General features: G+C 49.9%; 2 protein-coding genes and 2 pseudogenes. All 4 read right to left on the bottom strand.

Annotated features, from left to right (window positions below):
• Positions 1-19: 19 nt before the first annotated feature.
• Positions 20-3847, bottom strand: a complete 3828-nt coding sequence (srfAC, locus tag NSU16_RS02070; RefSeq protein WP_339191943.1) for a surfactin non-ribosomal peptide synthetase SrfAC — start codon at positions 3845-3847, stop codon at positions 20-22.
• A gap of 37 nt (positions 3848-3884) precedes the next feature.
• Positions 3885-11417 (bottom strand): annotated as a pseudogene (gene srfAB, locus NSU16_RS02065) (surfactin non-ribosomal peptide synthetase SrfAB); the annotation flags it as partial.
• The gene (gene comS / locus NSU16_RS02060) at positions 11363-11503 is read right to left on the bottom strand and encodes a competence protein ComS (RefSeq protein ID WP_229150297.1); all 141 of its coding nucleotides are present in this window, start codon (positions 11501-11503) and stop codon (positions 11363-11365) included. The gene comS and the pseudogene srfAB (NSU16_RS02065), both read right to left, overlap by 55 nt.
• 43 nt (positions 11504-11546) lie before the next feature.
• Positions 11547-14639, bottom strand: a pseudogene (gene srfAB, locus NSU16_RS02055) (surfactin non-ribosomal peptide synthetase SrfAB); the annotation flags it as partial.
• Positions 14640-14651: the final 12 nt, after the last annotated feature.

Here is a 14651-nt window from a genome sequence, read left to right as displayed (position 1 = left end):
TCCCCCTTTCATCGCTTCCTTAAGAAAGCGTTATGGTTTGTTTATTTAGAAATTCGCGCAAAATCCCGGCATTCCTATCAAGACATTCGCCCTGCAGCATTTCGGCGTGTGTTCCGAAGCCTTTTTTCACCCGGTAAGCGCCCGTTGTCGCCTCTTCCCACGAGGAAAGCCATTCGGGCATTTCAAAGTCAAGATCAGAGGTCAGCAAATCAATGTCCGCTTTTACTTGGCCCGAGCTGATCAGGTTGACGTAGTATGAGTAGAAGGCATGTGTTTTTTTCTTGAGCCCCTGCTTGACGGCTTCACTATTGAGCGCTTCATTGTCCCGGTTTACATTCATCAGGGCTTCGACATCGTTTTCGACCGTGCGTCCGTCCAGATCACTGACGCCTTGTTTTTTATAGGAATCCACCATGATGATCCGCTGTACGGTGCGTCCTTGCTCTTCAAGTTTTTTAGCCGCTTCAAACGCCAGGCTGCACCCTGCTGAATAACCGAACAGTGTCACAGGCCCTTCCGGCTGAAGCTCCTTGATCAGAGCGGCATACCGGTCAAGACGGTTTTCCTCTTCAATAAAGTCAAAGGCGCACAGCTTGTATGACGGCAAGTGCTTGGCCAGGTTCTGATACATTAAGCCATATCCCAATACCGGAGGAAACGCGAAAATGATGTCATCCTGTTCCGGATTCATGATTGTTACGTCCTGAAGTCCTTCTGAGCCCCCGTTTTTCAGGTATGCAGAAATGCCGGCAATCGTCGGCGCTTCAAACAAAAGCTTCACCGGAAGGTCAATTCCGAGCTCTTTTTTGATGCGAGAAGCGGCTGTCATCGCCTTTAAGGAATGACCGCCATGCTCGAAGAAATCGTCGTGGATGCTGACTTGCTTTCTCCCGAGAATCTCGGACCAGATTTGTGCAATTGTTTCTTCCGTTTCATCTCGAGGCCCAATCCATTCTTGCGATATCTGATCTGGCTCCGGTTTTGGCAGCAGACGTTTATTGACTTTTCCGTTTGTTGTTAAAGGAAGCTCGTCCAAGAACGTAAATGTCTGCGGCACCATATAAGCAGGAAGCTGTTTTTTCAGATGTGCCTTAACGTCTTCTGCTGAAAGCTGCGTCCGGTTCACGAGGTAGGCATTGATTGATGCGTCGCCAGACTCGTGGCGGTCCACTACGACAACCGCGTCTTTTACCCCGGGATATTCCTGCAGCTGCTTTTCGATTTCTTCCAGCTCGATCCGGTGCCCCCGTATTTTCACTTGATCATCAATACGGCCGGCGTATTCAATCGTTCCGTCAGGCAGCCAGCAAGCGAGATCCCCGGTTCGGTAAAGTGTTTCTCCCGGTTTGAACGGGTTGGCGGTAAATTTCTGCTTCGTCAGCTCATCACGGTTTACATAGCCTTTTGATACACCCATTCCGCTGATGCATAGTTCACCGACCGCTCCGAACGGCTGGAGCTGATTTGATTCATTGAGAATATAAACACTCGCATTGCTGATCGGCTTTCCGATTGGCAGAGAGGAGATAGTTCCCGGAATCTCGTGCACGACGTGAGCCGTTGCAAACACCGTGCCCTCAGTCGGGCCGTAGCAGTTAATCAGCTTGCCCGGCCCCATGATCTTCAGTGCTTTCCTGACGTGAGGCACAGACGCGCGTTCTCCTCCGAATAACACACAGCGAAGCCCCTTCAGCCAATCCTCTCCCGCATCTGTGAGAAGATTAAATAAAGCTGTGGTCGCAAACATGACGCTGACATTCTCTTGGCGGATGAGACTCGTGAGACGCTCTGGATCAAGCAGTGTATTTTCATCAGCAATAATCAGTCTTGCTCCATTCAGAATGGAAGCGTAGAAATCAAAGGTAAATGCGTCAAAAGCGTAATTCGATACAGATAAGAACGTGTCTTTCTCAGAAAACGTCATGTAATCAACGTGCTTCACTAATCCTTGAATATTGGCATGCGTCGTGATATTTCCCTTTGGTTTTCCGGTTGTGCCTGATGTATACATGATATACGCCGCATCATCAGGTGCAATCACGGTTTCAGGATCGCTTGCGTCTTCTTCAAAACGGATGGGATCATCAATGATGAGTGTTTGGCCTGTAAACGGTAGCTGATTCGCTTGCTCTTTCATCTCCTGATGTGTAAGCAGACATGCCGCCCCGCTGTCGGTCAGCATATATGAAATTCGGTCATTCGGCAGCTTAGGGTCAACCGGTACATAAGCCGCTCCCGCCTTTAACACACCGAGAATCCCAATCACCAGTTCCAGTGAGCGCTTTGTGTACAATGCAACAACAGAGCCTTTGCCAGCACCTTGCTTTTGCAAACGGCGTGCGAGGCGGTTCGTTTCCTCGTCTAATTCGTGATAGGACAGCGTTCGGCCTGCAAATGTGAGCGCCGGTGCACTTGGATTGACGTCCACCGCCTCCTTGAACCAATCTGTCAGAGGTTTTGGCTCACACGTTTGAGGTGTCGGATTTAAGCCGTTAAGCAAGTACTCTTTTTCTTTTTCGTCAATGAAATCAATGGTGTTGACAGGCTGATCCGGATGCTGAATGAGCTGCTGAATCGCTGTGAGAAGCTGGGATTTTAAGCGCAGCATAAACGCTTCATCAAACACATTCTCATTATAGGCAAGCTTGATCAGCATTTCGTCACCCGGGGAGGCCATCAAATTGAGATCATAATTCGACTTCTCAAATACATGAACATCCTCCATATCGAATCCGTTTTGACCGCTTTCTTCATTGCTTGCATCCTGAAGCGGATAATTTTCAAACACGATGATGTGGTCAATCAATTTCGGCTGGTTGGCCTGGCTTTGGATATCATAAAGCGGCACATATTGATGCGGTTCTGACTCAAGTGACTGTTCCTGAAGCTGCTTGAGCAAACCGTTGAAGGTCATGTTTTCAGCCAATTTCACTCTTCTAGGAACAACGTTGATAAACAGGCCGACCATATGTTCAACGCCTTTGATTTCCGCGGGACGCCCGGAAACGACTGTACCGAAGGTCAAATCGTCAGACCGCTGATAACGGCTGAGCAGTACGCTCCAGACTGCCTGCAAAGCGGTACTCAAAGTGGTGTGCTGAGATTTCGCAAGCTCTGTAAAGGCTTTTGTTTCCGCCTCCGGCAGTGAGAAGAGCAGTTCTTTCGGCTCGTATCCTTCCTTTTGTTTCTTTCTTTGCTCCGCAAACGTCGTCTGTCCTTCAAAGTCTTCCAAGTACTCGCGCCAGTAGCGGAGCGATGCTTGTTTATCCTGCTTTTCAAGCCACTTGATGTATTCCTTATACGGTTTGACAGGCGGCAGACTGTACGGCTTTTGTTCACGCAGGGCGTTGTATACCTTAAACAGATCCTGCACGACGATGCCAAAGCACCATCCGTCCAAAATAATGTGGTGGTAGCTCCACACCCATTCAAAGCTGTTGTCAGCTTTTTTGAAGATGGCTGCTCGCATCGGAATATCACGCGTTAAATCAAAGCCTTTGATCTTATCCTGTGCTTTGTATTCATTGATTTTATCCGTTTGCTCTCTTTCGGATAAATGTGTCAGATCGATTTCTTCTATATGAAATTGACGTTTTTTTAATACGACTTGAACAGGCCTTTTTACTTTCTCGTGAATGAACACGGTACGAAATACATCGTACCGGTCCATGATGACATTCATGCTCTCTTCAAGGCATTTGATATTAAAGTCGCCCTTTACTTTCATCGTAATTTGTTCAAGGTAAAAGCTCTGGCCGGGATTCAGGATGCTATGAAACAGCATCCCCTCCTGCATCGGCGATAGGTAATACATATCTTGAACCTGATCTTTGCTAAATTGACTCATATGTTTCGCTCCCGCCTTCTGTAATTCCCTTGCATTTTTATTTCAAATTCTCCTCAAGCATGTCAAAGATATCGCCCATCTCATCCATTTCAAGGTCTCCCGCACTGAAGTCGCTCGGTGTGAATTCCTTGTCCTCTTTTTCCGTACAATGGCGGATGATCAGGAGGAGATTTTCTTTAAACCGTTCCATTTGTGCTTCGACCGTTGCTCTTTCATATTCCTTCTCATTGTAGGAGCAAGAAAGAACAAAACGTCCGTTACGGATCATGCCGCTGAAGCTTAAAGCGTACAGGGCTTCTGATTCTTCGCTCACTTGGCGTCCCATATCGAAAGCGGACGGTTCAAAGAAATCCGTTTTCACTTCACTGTCGAATTGGCCTAAATAGTTAAAGCTGATTTCCGGTGTGAAGCCTTGCGCTCGCGCTTGTTCTGTAAAGTAGCGGAGAATGCCGTATCCGACGCCTTTGTCCGGAACGCGGCGCAGGTTTTCTTTGACTGCTTTGATGACCGCTGAGACATCTGTTTCAGACATGTCGAGCACAACAGGATATTGTGCCGTAAACCAGCCAACCGTTCTGGAGATGTTCACATTCGGGATGATGTCTTCCCGTCCGTGCCCCTCAAGATTGATGCCGATTTTGACACCATCTGTCCATTCTTTAATCGTTAATCCGAGCGCGCTGAGAAGAATATCATTGATCTCGGTTCCATATGGCTGATGAACATCTGTTAAGAGGTGTTTAGTGTCTTCCTCATTTAATTCACAGATGATGGATGAGGTATGTTTGACAATCCGCTCCTCTGTTTCATCATCCTTCGGAACAGCAGAAACCTCTTCAGCGTCAATTTGCGCCCAGTATTCAGCCTGCTGCAAAAGGTGTGCTGATTGGCTGAATGCCGCCAATTCTTCTGCCCAATCCTTGAAGGAGTTTGTTTTTTGCGGGAAGACGATTTGCTCTTCTTTCTCCGCCTGCATGTAGCCTGATGCAAAGTCTTCAAGCAAGATCCGCCAAGATACGCCGTCGACCACGAGATGGTGTACAGCGATGAGCAGGTGATCCCCTGCTTCCGTGCGGTATAGCTCCCCTTTCAGAAGCGGTCCGTTTTGCAGGTCGAGACTGCTTTGCAGACTGTCAGCAAGAACCTTAATCTGGCTTTTCAGCATATCTTCATCTGAGCCGTACAGATCAACGATTTCAAAGCTGACCTCGCACTCGTCTATCCGTTTATACGCTTGAATGATGTCGCCATTTTCTTCACGGTAGACCATACGGAGCGCGTCATGATGCTCAATCAGTGCCCGCAATGTCTTTTCAATCCGTTCAGGATCAAAGCCCTTCGCGGCATGAAGCATAACCGACTGGTTCCAGTGATGTTTGTTCGTAAAGTTCTTTTCAAAGAACCAGCGCTGAATCGGCGTCAGGATAACTTCGCCCTCCACCGGGCCTTGGTCTGCCTGTTTGCCTTCGGCACGCTCCACATATTGTGTCAGTTCTTCGATCGTCGGGTGCTGGAAGAGATCCTTCATTTCCAGCTTCCAGCCGTGCTGGTTCAAGCGGCTCGCCATCTGGATGCCTTTAATGGAATCTCCGCCGAGCGAGAAGAAATTGTCGCTGACACCGACTTCAGAAATACCGAGCACGTCCTGCCAAATGCCGGCAAGCAGCTCCTCCATGTCAGTGGACGGCGCTTTGTATTCTCCGTTTCCTGTTTCAATATCCGGCTCCGGCAGTGCTTTGCGGTCTACTTTGCCGTTTGCGGTAACCGGAAGCTCGTTCAACGTCACCCAGAACGCCGGGATCATGTAGTCCGGCAGGGTTTCCTTCAGTGCTGATTTCAGCGCTTCTATGTCAGCTGTTTCCGGTGTGACATACGCCGCGATCGCTGTATTGCCGCCTTTATCTTTTACAGCTGTCACTGCCGCATCCTGCACCTCAGAAAGCTGGGCCAGCTGCACTTCAATTTCTGACAGCTCGATTCGGTAGCCGCGGACCTTGACCTGCTGGTCGATCCGGCCGATGTATTCGATGCCGCCGCCCGTCCATTTCACCAAATCGCCTGTTTTGTACATGCGTTCACCCGGCACGAACGGATCGGCGACAAACCGCTTCGCGGTTTCGTCTTCCCTGTTCAGATAGCCGCGCGCCAGTCCGCGTCCCGCCACACAAAGCTCTCCGGCCACGCCCTCCGGCTGAACCTGATGGCTTTCGCTGAGAATGTACACTCTCGTATTGGCGATCGCGCGCCCGATAGAAAGCGAGCCTTCCTCCGGATTGATCTCTGTGCTTGTCGCAACGACGGTGTTTTCGGTTGGCCCGTAGTTGTTGATGAGTTTGTACGGCTGTTTGACCGCACGCTTCAGCTTGTCCCCTCCAGTCAAGAGCACGCGGAGTGACGTGTTCTCAAGCTCCATGAACTGTTCCGCCAGCTGCGTTGGCAGGAAGGTGATCGTCACGCCGTTTGTTTCGAAATAGTCATTCAGGCGGGTGATATCAAGGCGAATCGCATCATCAATGACGTGAAGCTCAGCGCCGATCGTCCAGGTCGGGAACATCTCCCAAATGGAAGCGTCGAACCCGAAGCCCGCGTACTTCGCACTGCGGTCCTCCGCTGTCATGCCGAACGCGTCATGATGCCAGAAGCACAGGTTGACTAGCGCATGGTGCTCGATCATAACACCCTTCGGCTGTCCGGTCGTTCCTGACGTGTAAATCATATAAGCAAGGTGATCCGCGGTTGTGTCGGTCTGCGGATTTTCCTCATCGTTTTCATCAAGCGGCAGACTCAGGATCGTCCGGTTGCCGTCAAGAAGAATGACCTCGCCCGTATAGCTGTCCGGCACTGTGATGCCTTCCTGTTTCAAGAGAAGCTTCGCACCGCTGTCCTGTAGGATATATTCAATCCGCTGATCCGGATAGTCAGGGTCAATCGGCACAAATGCCGCTCCCGCCTTCAGGACACCAAGCACCGCGGCGGACATTTCAAGCGACGGCTTCGTCAGAATGCCGACGCGCTCATCCGCGCTGATGCCGCAGTCGATCAAAATCCGCGACAGACGGTTCGCCTTCGCATTCAGCTCGCCGTACGTCCATGACTGCCCGTTATACGTGACAGCCGGGCGGTCTTTATGGCGCTGAACGGTTTCTTCAAACAGCTGATGAACCGTTTTGTCTGTCGGCACAGGCAGCGTTTTTCCTTTCCATGCCTCCAGAAGCGTTTGTTTTTCTGTCTCGTTGACGAGCGACAGGCTGGAAAGCGGCTGGTTTGGATTTTCTGCTACAGCCTGCAATAAGCGGAGGACATATTCGCTCCATTTCTCAGCTGTTTCTCTTGAGAATAGATCCGTCGCATATTCCAGCTGCAGACCGATGCCGTTTTCGTCAGTGAAACCGCCTAATGTCAGATCAAACTTCGATGTTCCCTGATGGGCCTCATAAGGTGAAATCGTGAGATCTTGCAGCTCAAGCTGTTCTTTATCAGGGTTTTCTGTCGTAACCATCACATTAAACAATGGATTTCGGCTCATATCCCGAGGAAGGTCTAACTGGTTGACCAGACTTTCAAACGGATACTCCTGATGCTCAAGCGCTGACAGATTCGTCTCCTTTGCTTGCTCCAGAAGCTCTGCAAATGTCTGCTTTTCTCCTGCTTCCATTCTCAGTGCAAGCGTATTGACGAACATCCCCGGCATGTTTTGCACGTCGGCATTCGTGCGGCCTGCTGTAACCGAGCCGATCACGATATCCCGCTGTCCGGAGATTTTGCTTAGTAAGACATGGAAGACGGTGTGAAGCACCATATGCAAAGTCGTTCCCGTTTCTGCGAGCAGGTTTTCAATCGCCTTTGCCGTCCCGCTTCCCGCGCGGAAACGGACAGTATCCCCTTCAAAGCTTTGAACAGGCGGTCGGGTGTAATCAAGCGGAAGGTCAAGCTCCGGCAGTTCGCCTGAGAGAACTGATAGCCAGTATTGCTCATGCTCCTTCATCCGTTCTTTCTGTCCGGCTTCATTTTGCCAAACAGCGAAATCCTTGTAATGAAGCTTCGGCTCTGGAAGCTGTTCGCCTTTATAAAGCAATGCCAATTCTTTAACGAAAATACCTCTTGATACACCATCCGCGATAATGTGATGCATATCCAATAGAAGCAGATGTTTTTGGTCTGCAATTCGGAGTAATGCCGCGCGAATGAGCGGAGCGTTGCTTAAGTCGAATGGCCTGATAAATTCCTTAATCTTCCGTTCCGCCTCGCCCTCTTCTGCATCAAACACATGAAGATCAATTGATGCCTCCTCAACAATGCGCTGGACAGGCTCTCCGTCTGCTTCCGTAAATGACGTGCGCAATGATTCATGACGGTTTACGAGCTGGTTAAGTGATTCTCTCAGGCGCGAAATGTGAAGCTCGCCTTCCATCAGAAGAACCGATGGCATATTATAGCTGATCGTCTGCCGGTCAAGCTGATTGAGCACGTACATCCGTTTCTGTGCGGATGACAATGGATACACATCTTGTTTGTCAGCCGGCTTTAACATGTGATAGCCGCCTGATGCTGCCGATTCCTCCATGTAAGCCGCCAGCTGGCGTACAGTCGGCTGCTCGAACAGCGCTTTAAGCGGCACGGTTTTCTCCAATTCCGCCTGTATATTGGCGATGAGCATCATTCCTTTTAGTGAATGGCCGCCTAAATCGAAGAAATTGTCATCGATTCCGATCGCTTCAATGCCGAGTGTTTTCTGCCAGATGCGGCAAAGGCTTTCTTCAAGTGCTGTTTCCGGAGCAGCTGACGCCTCATATCCGGATTGCGCTGCGTTCGGCTTCGGCAATGCGTTTCTGTCGGTCTTCCCGTTTGCCGTGAGTGGGATGACATCTACCTGCACGAAGAAGGCAGGGATCATATGAGACGGCAGTATTTGTGAAAGCTGTTTCCGGAGCTCTGCTTTTTCAATGGCTTGATCCGCCGTATAATACGCACAAAGCTCTTGAAGCCCGCCCTCAGAAACCGCAAGCACTACCGCTTCTCGAATGTCGCTGAGGCTAAGCATGACCGTTTCAATTTCTTTCGGCTCTATGCGGTAGCCGCGGATTTTCACCTGATCATCAGCCCGGCCGATAAATTCAACCGTACCGTCAGCCAGTCTCCGGACGACATCTCCGGTTTTATACATCAGGCTCCCCGGCGCATACGGGTTTTCAACGAATTTCTCGGATGTGAGCTGAGGACGGCTGAGATATCCTCTGGCAAGCCCCTGTCCTGTGATATATAACTGACCGCTCGCTCCCCGAGGCACAAGCTTCAATGACTCATTTAAGACAAGTGCGCCGGTATTGGCAATCGGCCGTCCGATTGTCGGCCGTTTCGCGAATGTGCCAGGTTCAGTCAGGTCAATCCGTCCGGCAATGGCGCCGATTGTTGCTTCGGTCGGACCGTAGTGATTGATAAATTCGGTATGCCGATATACTTTGCTGAACGCTAGAACATCAGCAGGGATGATCTTTTCTCCTCCCAACACAATCAAGCGCAGGGATTCAAAATGCGGCTCCTTTGTAAAGCTGGCCGTGTTCACCATCGTATGGAACAGGGACGGTGTCAGCTTGATATACGTGATGCCGTGCTCCTTGATATAACGGCCAATCTGATCGGGCGCCGTATATGTCTCTTTCGGCACAATGTGAAGCTCACCGCCTGCTTGGAGCACAGGGAAAATGCTTGTATAACCCAAGTCGAATGCGTAAGACGAAAGCAAGACAGACTTATCCGTTTTTGTCAGGCCCGCCTCTTTGCTAAACCAAGAAACATAGTTTGTCAGATTGCGATGCTCAATCTGCACACCCTTCGGCTTCCCGGTCGTGCCGGATGTGTAAATGATATATGCAAGATTCTGAGGCCCAGACATCAATTCCGGACGCTCCTTGTTTTCATTCCGCCAATCCGCTTGATCGATATTGATCGTGGTTCCTTGATATTGCCCTATGGCAGTCATATTTCTTTCATTCACGACTGTAAATCTCGCACCGCTGTCTTCTAATGAATAGCGGATTCGTTCCTCAGGCGTATCCGGATCAATCGGAAGGAAAGCGGCTCCCGCCTTCATGATCCCAAGAACAGCTGTCATTAGGTCAGCTGAACGATCCATGACAACGGCTACGATGTCTTCACTTCCTGCCCCGTGCGCGCGCAAATGATGCGCCAGCTGGTTCGCCTGTTCATCAAGCTCACGATAGGTCAGCTGGTTTCCGCCAGAAATGACAGCCGGATCATCAGGTGTTTGCTGCACCTGTTTTTCGAAAAGTGATACAAACGTGTCTTCGCCAGAATGAGTGGTTTGTTTTTTCTCTTCAAGCAAAGCTGCCGTTTCAGCCGGTGAAAGAATCTCCAAATCAGACAGCCGTACGTTCGGGTTAACCGCAGCTGCTTTGATCAAATTGACAAAGTGGCTGCTCCAGCAGCGGATTGTCTCGTCCTTAAATAAGGCAGTTGCGTAGTCAAAGCTTAAACCGATTTCTTCTTCACGTTCGACAGCTTCCAAGGACAGATCAAATTTCGCCACGTGATGAAGCATAGAATAGGAAGAAATCTTCAAATCTCCTAATTTCAAAGAAGGAATCTCCATGTTCTGCATGTTGAACATAACGCTGAACAGCGGGCTACGGCTTGTGTCCCTTGTGAGCGGCAGCTTTTCAATCAATTCCTCAAGCGGATAGCTTTGGTGCTCGAATGCTTGAAGACTGACTGTTTTGACTTCGTCTAGGAATTGCGCAAAGGTTTTGTCCCCCGCAGGCGCTGTCCGTAATGCCACCGTGTTGACAAACATACCCGGCACACCTTGCAAATCAGGATGTGTTCTGCCCGCAGTCGGTGAGCCGACGATGATGTCATCCTGTGACGCATACTTAGAGAGCAATACATGAAATGCGGCTAAAAGGAACATGTACATTGTTGTGTCTGTTTCTGACAGCAGCGATTTGATTTGAGCCGTGATTTGTTTATCAAGCCCGAACATGACGCGCTCCCCGGAAAAGCTCCGTTCTGCAGGCCGCGGGAAATCCGCCGGAAGGTCAAGAACCGGCAGCTCGCCTTTAAACGTATCCAGCCAGTATGCTTCATCTTTTTGATGATCCGCATGTTCTTTTTGCCAGACAGCGTAATCCTTATAGTGAATCTGCGGGAGCTCCAGATCTGCGCCTTGATAGATTTTGGCGAGATCGCCGATGAGAATGCCAGTCGAGCTGCCGTCCGTAATGATATGATGCATATCAATGAGCAGCAGATGGCGTTCTTCTTCAAGCTGGACAAGCTTCGAACGGACGAGCGGCGCGCGGTTTAACTCAAACGGCTGAACAAACGATTTGATCAGCTCCTCCGCGTCTTCTTCCCGTCCCTTGGCAGCCTCCAGCTGGAACGTTATGTTTTTATGAACGGTCTGTACGACTTCTCCGTCTATCATGTCAAACGACGTACGGAGAATTTCGTGCCGATCAATTAATTGCTGAATCGCATGTTCAAGCCGGTCTTTGTTTACTTCTCCCTCCAGCAAAAGTACAGCAGGGACGTTGTAGCTTGTGCTTGCTTGTCCAAGCTGATTGAGGATGTACATTCTCCGCTGGGCCGGGGATACAGGATAATGCTGCTGATAAGGTGCTTGCCTGATCGGTTCAAACGTCTGCTCCTCCTTGCTTTCGCTCTCTTCCAAATACAGTGCCAGTTCTTGAATGGTCGGCTTTTCAAAAAGCACTTTAATCGGTACTTCCTTGTGGAAATGCTCTTGAATTTTCGCCGTCAGCATCATCGCTTTCAGAGAATGTCCGCCGATCATAAAGAAGTTATCTGTAACGCCTGCTTTAACGCCAAGTATCCCTTCCCAAATCTCGGCTAATTTCGTTTCACTCTCTGTTTTGGGTGCTGCATATTCAGACTGCACAGCGTCTGATTGAGGCGCAGGTAGTTCTTTTTTATTGATTTTTCCGTTTGGTGTAAGCGGCAGGCTGTCCATCTGGATCAAATGGGCAGGAACCATATAGTCCGGCAATGATTGTGACAGCGTTTTTCTCAGCCCGCTCACAGACACTTCGCGATCCGCCGTAAAGTACGCGCAAATTTCATTTTCATCCGCTTTGTTCTTGCGAATGATCACGGCAGCCTCTGTCACATGTTCGGCCATGTTCAATTTGTTTTCGATCTCCCCAAGCTCAATCCGGAACCCGCGCACCTTCACCTGGTTATCAATTCTTCCTAAAAACTCGATATTCCCGTCCGGAAGCCATTTCGCCAAGTCGCCAGTTCGATACATTTTTTCACCCGGTCTGAACGGATCTTCGAGAAATTGCTTCTCCGTCAGCTCTGGGAGGTTAACGTAGCCCCGTGCCACGCCGCTTCCCCCGACACACAGTTCACCGGGCACTCCGATCGGCTGCAGACGCTGCTGCTCATCCATGATGTATGCAGTGGAATTTCCGATTGGCTTCCCGATTGGAATTGAACCGCTGTACTCGCGATCAATCAAAAAGCTTGTAGAAAATGTCGTATTTTCTGTCGGGCCGTACCCGTTCCACAGAGAAAGCGACGGCGATGCCTGTTTCACTTTACTTACAATATGCGGCACGAGCGCGTCTCCGCCGATGATTAAATGACGCAGTGTGCCAAACATGCCGGCATCCTTTGCAGCAAGCTGGTTGAATAATGGCGATGTCAGCCACATCGTCGTAATTCTCTGCTCACGCAGGAACGCTGAAAACCGTGTCGCGTCAAGCAGTGTCTCTTTTTTCACCGGATAAAGCGCCGCGCCGTTCAGCAGCGCGCCAAAGACCTCAAATGTGCCGGCATCAAAGCTGACAGCTCCCGTTTGCGCCATGCGGTCTTCTTCATGAACAGGAACGTATCCTGCATTTTTGACGAGACGCAGAATGCTTTTGTGTTCGATCATGACGCCTTTCGGGTTTCCGGTCGAACCTGACGTGTACATGATGTAAGCCAGATCAGTCGGATCGGCGGGCAGATTCAGATTGTCAGCCGTTTCATTCTCTTCAAAGACGCCTTCCAGCGGGAGAACCGGCACTTGCAGCTGATTTGCCTGTTTTGTATAGGCCTCTCCAGCTAAAGCGATCCGAATCGAGCTGTCCTCCGCCATGAAACGGAGCCGATCCTCCGGAAGTGCGGGATCAAGCGGCACATATGCGGCGCCGGCTTTTAAAACAGCCAGTATGGCGGCAACAGTCTCTGCCGAACGGTCATTCATAATGGCTGCTGTTTCACCCTTTTGAAGACCTTGCCCGATAAGCTTTCTCGCCAGACGGTTCGCCGCTTCGTTCAGCTCGCGGTATGTCAGCTCGGCTCCTTCATATACGAGGGCAGTACTTGCAGGTGTCCGCTTTGCTTGTTCTTCAAATACTTGATGAACAGCCATTCCTTCAGGGAGTTCTGTTGAAGTGCTGTTAAAGGTCTCCATAATTTGCCGCTGCTCTTCTTCTCCCACAAGCCCATGCTCACGCACAAAGGCGTCCGGCCGCTCGACAGCGGCTGTCATCATGCGGGTGAGATGTCCTGCTGTCCGTTCAATAAAAGCAGAATCAAATGCAGCGCCGTTATATTTGATTTTGACGGTCCAGGTTTTACCCGGGTAAACAATGAGGTTGAAATCAAAGCTTGTTTGTTCAAATGCGCTCTCAACCTTGATAGAGAACCCGAGCCTGTCTTCCATGCTGCCGTTTTCAAGCTCTTGATCAAGCGGATAATTTTCAAAAGCGACAAGATGGTTCAAAAGACTGCTGTCCAAGGCTGAACGTTTTTGAATCTCGTAAAGCGGCACGTAATCGTAGCGCTCCGCCTCCACCGCATGCTGCTGAACAGCTGTGAAAATATCAGCGAATGTAGACTGCCGATCAACCTTTACACGCACAGGAATGGTATTGATGAAGAGCCCCGCCATTGTTTCGATTCCGTTGATTTCAGACGGCCGTCCCGATACGACCGTGCCGAAGACAACATCATTCGTAAAGTTATATTTGCTGAGGACGATTCCCCAGATCGCCTGAAACAGGTTAGGCCCCGTCACTTGATGGCGGTTCGCCGTTTGCTGAATGCGTGCAACCAGTTCCTCATCCCATGTAAATGAGTATTCTCTGTTCACATACTCGTCTTTCTTCTCCGGCAAGCGGCCCGGGAGCATGCTTGGCTGTTCAAAATCCGCCAAGCGTTCGCTCCAGTAGCCTTCCGCTTCTTCATTATCCTGTTTTCCAAGCCACTTAATATAGTCGGAATATGGCTTGCCCTGCCCATTTGCAGGTGCGCGGCCTGCTCTGAGCGCTTCGTAGTTTTGGAACAGGCTTTTCATCAGCACGCCCATGCTCCAGCCGTCCATCATAATATGGTGATTGCTCCAGACAAGATACAGCTGATCTGCATCAAGGCGGAAAACTGCCACCTTGAACAAAATGTCTTTTGCCAGGTTAAAGCCTTGGCGCTGAACGTCTTGTTTGTAACGCTCAATGTGGTCTTTCTGGCGATCCTCGTCTGCATGACTGATATCTTCATAGTGCACCTTTGTCTTGCGTTCCGCTAACACAACCTGACGCGGCTTTTGCAACTGCTGGTGTACAAATACCGTACGGAGAATATCGTATGACCGGATCAGTTCATTGACGCTTTTCTCAAAGATTTCAAGATCAAAAACACCTTGAATGCCAAGCTCTAATTGTGTGAAGTAAGAGGAAGAATGCGGATCAAGCATCGCATGATACAGCATTCCTTCCTGCATCGGTGTAAGTGCGTACACCTTTTGAATTGATTTTTTGCTCATATGCCACCTCTA

Source organism: Bacillus sp. FSL K6-1003, from assembly GCF_037964945.1.
Classification (GTDB): Bacteria; Bacillota; Bacilli; order Bacillales; family Bacillaceae; genus Bacillus; species Bacillus mojavensis.
The sequence above is the reverse complement of the archived record's forward strand: the minus strand, read 5'-3'. Positions and strand labels throughout refer to the sequence as shown.

Excerpts from the sequence above, each read along its gene's own strand:
- srfAC (WP_339191943.1), bottom strand. The coding sequence starts at position 3,847 with ATGAGTCAATTTAGCAAAGATCAGGTTCAAGATATGTATTACCTATCG.